Below are 3924 nucleotides of genomic sequence, written 5' to 3' on the forward strand. Positions count from 1 at the left end.
AGTTAGGAGTGTCGATCAATGACAAGCATTCAGGAAAAGATCATCAAGCCGAAGCTGGGACTGCTGGAACTGGCCAAGCAGCTCGGCAGTGCCAGTCAGGCCTGTAAGGTGATGGGCTATAGCCGGGACAGCTTCTACCGGTTCAAGGAATTGTATGAACAGGGCGGCGAAGAGGCGCTGATGGATCTCAGCCGCAAGAAGCCGATCGTGAAGAACCGGGTGCCGGAGCATGTCGAGCGCGCGGTGATCGCCTTGGCGATTGAAAACCCGGCCCTGGGGCAGGAACGCGCCAGTTGGGAGCTTCAGCAGAAAGGCATCATGGTATCGTCCTCGGGCGTTCTTCGATCTGGCAGCGGAACGCCCTTGAGACGATGAAGAAGCGATTGAAGGCGCTGGAAGCGCGCGCTGCCTAGGAGGGCATTCTGCTGACTGAGGAACAGATGGCAGCGTTGGAAAAGGCCAAGGCTCAGAAGGAGTCCCATGGCGAAATCAAGAGCCATCATCCCGGCTATCTTGGTTCTCAGGATACCTATTATGTGGGTTCGATGAAAGGTGTGGGCCGGATTTACCAGCAGACCTTCGTTGACACCTATGCCCGCGTGGCGATTTGTAAACTCTACACCGAGAAAACAGCGATCACCGCAGCAGACCTTCCGCGAAACGTTACACATCGCTGTAGAGAAGACCATCAAAGCGCCAGACCAATCGGACAGCGCACCTCATATTCTCAGCACTCAAAGCTGAGGTGTCCGTCAGATCAAGTCCAAAGTTTTACAAATGACGGATCGCTTTCCAAAGCCCGGCTTTGCCGACTGCTGGGGATGTCTGAACGTGGCTTGCGGGTCTGGCGCGAGCGGCCTCCCAGCCAGCGGCAGCGAGATGATATGGTGCTGCTGGCCCATATCCGCGAACAACAGCTACATCTGGGCGGGTGAAGGTTGGCGTGATCTGGCGACCCGCGCATTGGAAATGGCCATCAATCTGCGCCAGCCACCGCCGGGAGGCATTCATCATACCGACCGCGGGTCTCAATATTGCTCACAAGACTACCAGAAGATTCTACGAAAATACGGGTTCGAAGTGTCAATGAGCGGAAAGGGTAACTGCTTCGATAACTCAATGGTAGAAACGTTCTTCAAGACCCTCAAGGCTGAGCTGATCTGGCACCAGCATAGAGCCACAAAGCGGCTGGTCGAATTGGCCTTGTTTGAATACATCAACGGATTCTACAATCCAAGGCGCAGGCATTCCGCTCTCACCGGGAACAGCTCCGTGGCCTTCGAAAGAAAAGCCGCTTAAATGAGCATCAAACCCGGCATTTTTCCGAGACAAGTCCATCCAAACCTAACTCTGCCAGCCCTCGATGTAGCCACTGCGGCACAGGTTCAGCCTCTAAGCCAATCGCGGCGATGCCGTGGGCCAAATCACCCAGCCAATGGGCCAGAATTTCGGGATCGCTCGCCGCCTCAGCCTCTTTGACTATCTCGCCATGCTCATTGATCACGCAAATAGCGGTCATGGCGAGTGATACATCCAATCCAATAAACAATCTCATCCCGTAGTCTCCATGCAGATTCAATACGGGAATGGCGACAGCGCGACGCGGAAATGACAAGTGGCAACGGCGGTGCAAAACCTAGGCCCCGTTACGGTATCTCATAGCCACCAAGATCTCCCTCTCCGCCATCACCTTCGCAGCAATCGCCATTTATTGGCTATGAATCCTGACCCTAAAGCCAAATATCAGAATGAAAGCAAGGTGACACAAAAGTGTTATTTTTGGTTTATATCACAAGTTTATTACAAAAATATAAACAGATCGGAAAGAAACTATTCACCACCGTGGTATGTTGGTTGAATCGAAATTTTACCTCCTAATGTAAATTACATTAAGCCTAATTGCTAATTCATTGTAAAATATAAATTTATTTATATTGTACAAAAACCCAACTGATACCTACAGCTCTACAAACTTATTCACTTGAAAATTATTCGAAGCAAACACGTTCACAAAGCTACACTAAATTCTAACTCGAAAGTGAAACCCACTTCACCGATTTATTGAGCAGATGGCGCATAGGGTTGTGAGATTAATCCCGGGAAATGCCTAGAATCAAGAAAGCGAACGCACAAAATGAGTAAAGTAGATTATTCAAAATTCCAGGTTGAACACCCGAAACTTCTACAGGTATATGCCGCAGTTGTAAGTTATGGACCAATCGCGCTCGATAATATTTTTCCGTTAGTACAGAGATCAAGGTCCGCAACGTATAGAGCGCTAAAAGAACTTCAAAAGTCTGGCTGGGTTCGACAAACTTTAAGCGGTCATCAGTATGTGGCAACTTCAATCATTGATGATCTTTCAGCTAACGGGTCAATTTCAATGCCAGAGCTTGATTTGTTGTGTATGCTTCTTAATGGTTATCAAAGCAATTTCAAACTACAAATAAGAATTGGGTTTTATTTAACATTGAGCTCATTTAACATTGTCGAATGCTCCGAAAGTAAAGTGCAGAGTAATTTATCTTTGCGCCCGGATCAGGATAACTTGTCTTGTATAGCGTTTTCAATTCTACCAAGATTAAGGCAGCAGAAAATTTTTAAAAATTTATACAGTAGTATTGATTTAACTACGCAAGACGAGCTAAGAGCGCAAGCCGAATTTAATCGAAAAACTATCATGTCAAATGGGTATGTGATTGAAGAGCCTCAGTCAATAGCATATTTTGGCTTGCGAACTCCGTCTAGGCTATATGGGGCCTTGTCTATTGTAGAAAAATCACCTTTGTCGCAATCAAATATTGCCACACACGCGCTAGCTCTTTCAAAGATTTTACTGAAACACTCCTTAATCTTCCCCACTAGTAGTGGTTAAACAACCCCCAGTTTTCAGTCCGGGCGCTTGGTGGATTGGGGTTAGATTGAATCAATTTGGCTCAGATGTCCATATTTTACAGATGTATTCGCAAGGTATAAGGGTGCTAAAGCGTTTTGCCACATGAATTGTCAGAGTGTGGCGATAGTCGCTCTATTTGTGCTTCCCTCGTTTTGAGTCCTGACCCTAGAATCAAACACACCACCAAGTCGGTTTTGGTTTTTGGGGCATACAGGTGTCAGAGTGTGCAAGAATTGAAAAATGGAATGGGCCAATTGCCAGGATTCGATTTTGTGAAGAATATTGCGTTTATGGAAATTGAAAACGGGGCACTCGCACCCTGTTTTTAGTTAAAATTCGATCCTTGTGTTCCGGGTATCTGCGAAGAACGCCGAACCTGCTTCTGCAAAATACTCGGTTGTTTCTGCAGGGACAACTTCAGGGGATGGTTTGCCCGTAGCGGCCATCCCTTTTTTTTGTGTCGGATAGAGGAGAGGCTATCCAGAACTCTGTGCCTTTGCGTGGTAGCTCTAAGAAGAGGAGACCCACGTATGAGCATAGACAAAGACCTTCTAGATCATCTGATGGACGGGTGGAAGCCCGGCGATCTGTTCGGCAAGAGCGACATTCTGCAGGAGCAGACCAAAGCTCTGGCCGAGCGAGCGTTGAGTGCAGAACTGGACGAGCACCTGACCAAAGAGCGCTCCGACCCGCGGCCTGAAGGCCAAAACCCGCCAATGAACCGGCGTAATGGTACCAGCCCGAAGACGGTGACCACTGACAGCGGTAAGGTCGTTCTGGACATCCCCCGCGACCGCAAGGGCAGCTTCGACCCGCTGCTGATAGCCAGGTATCAGCGGTGCTTTCCGAAGTTCGATAGCAAGATCATCAGCATGTACGCGCGCGGCATGACGACCCGTGAAATCCAAGGGCATTTGATGGGTCAGATCGGAAACGACCAAGCTTACAGCGTGTCGGGTTTAATTGGTTTTATTTCCTGCGGTGGCGAAGAAGTTATAGCACTCTTCATCAGTGAATAGGTGGCAGAT

General features: G+C 48.4%; 2 protein-coding genes and 3 pseudogenes. 4 read left to right on the forward strand and 1 reads right to left on the reverse strand.

The features are described from left to right. Positions 1-18: 18 nt before the first annotated feature. Positions 19-653 (forward strand): annotated as a pseudogene (locus tag ACR0DT_RS24770) (helix-turn-helix domain-containing protein); the annotation flags it as partial. A 144-nt stretch (positions 654-797) separates the two neighbouring features. Next, positions 798-1299: pseudogene (locus ACR0DT_RS24775) on the forward strand (DDE-type integrase/transposase/recombinase); the annotation flags it as partial. Positions 1300-1306: 7 nt separating this feature from the next. Here the strand turns inward: ACR0DT_RS24775 and ACR0DT_RS24780 are convergent. Next, complete coding sequence (locus tag ACR0DT_RS24780; protein ID WP_480713306.1) at positions 1307-1555, reverse strand: hypothetical protein; 249 nt, start codon at positions 1553-1555, stop codon at positions 1307-1309. Between the two features lie 579 nt (positions 1556-2134). On the opposite strand from ACR0DT_RS24780, the gene ACR0DT_RS24785 reads away from it, so the two are divergent. Together ACR0DT_RS24785 and ACR0DT_RS24790 are read left to right on the forward strand one after the other, a co-directional pair. Continuing rightward, the gene (locus ACR0DT_RS24785) at positions 2135-2875 is read left to right on the forward strand and encodes a helix-turn-helix domain-containing protein (RefSeq protein ID WP_480713307.1); all 741 of its coding nucleotides are present in this window, start codon (positions 2135-2137) and stop codon (positions 2873-2875) included. Positions 2876-3426: 551 nt separating this feature from the next. Continuing rightward, positions 3427-3834: pseudogene (locus ACR0DT_RS24790) on the forward strand (transposase); the annotation flags it as partial. Positions 3835-3924: the final 90 nt, after the last annotated feature.

The organism is Ruegeria sp. BI11, assembly GCF_056538005.1.

Coding starts and splice junctions, on each gene's coding strand:
- ACR0DT_RS24785 (WP_480713307.1), top strand. CDS start 2,135: ATGAGTAAAGTAGATTATTCAAAATTCCAGGTTGAACACCCGAAACTT.
- ACR0DT_RS24780 (WP_480713306.1), bottom strand. CDS start 1,555: ATGAGATTGTTTATTGGATTGGATGTATCACTCGCCATGACCGCTATT.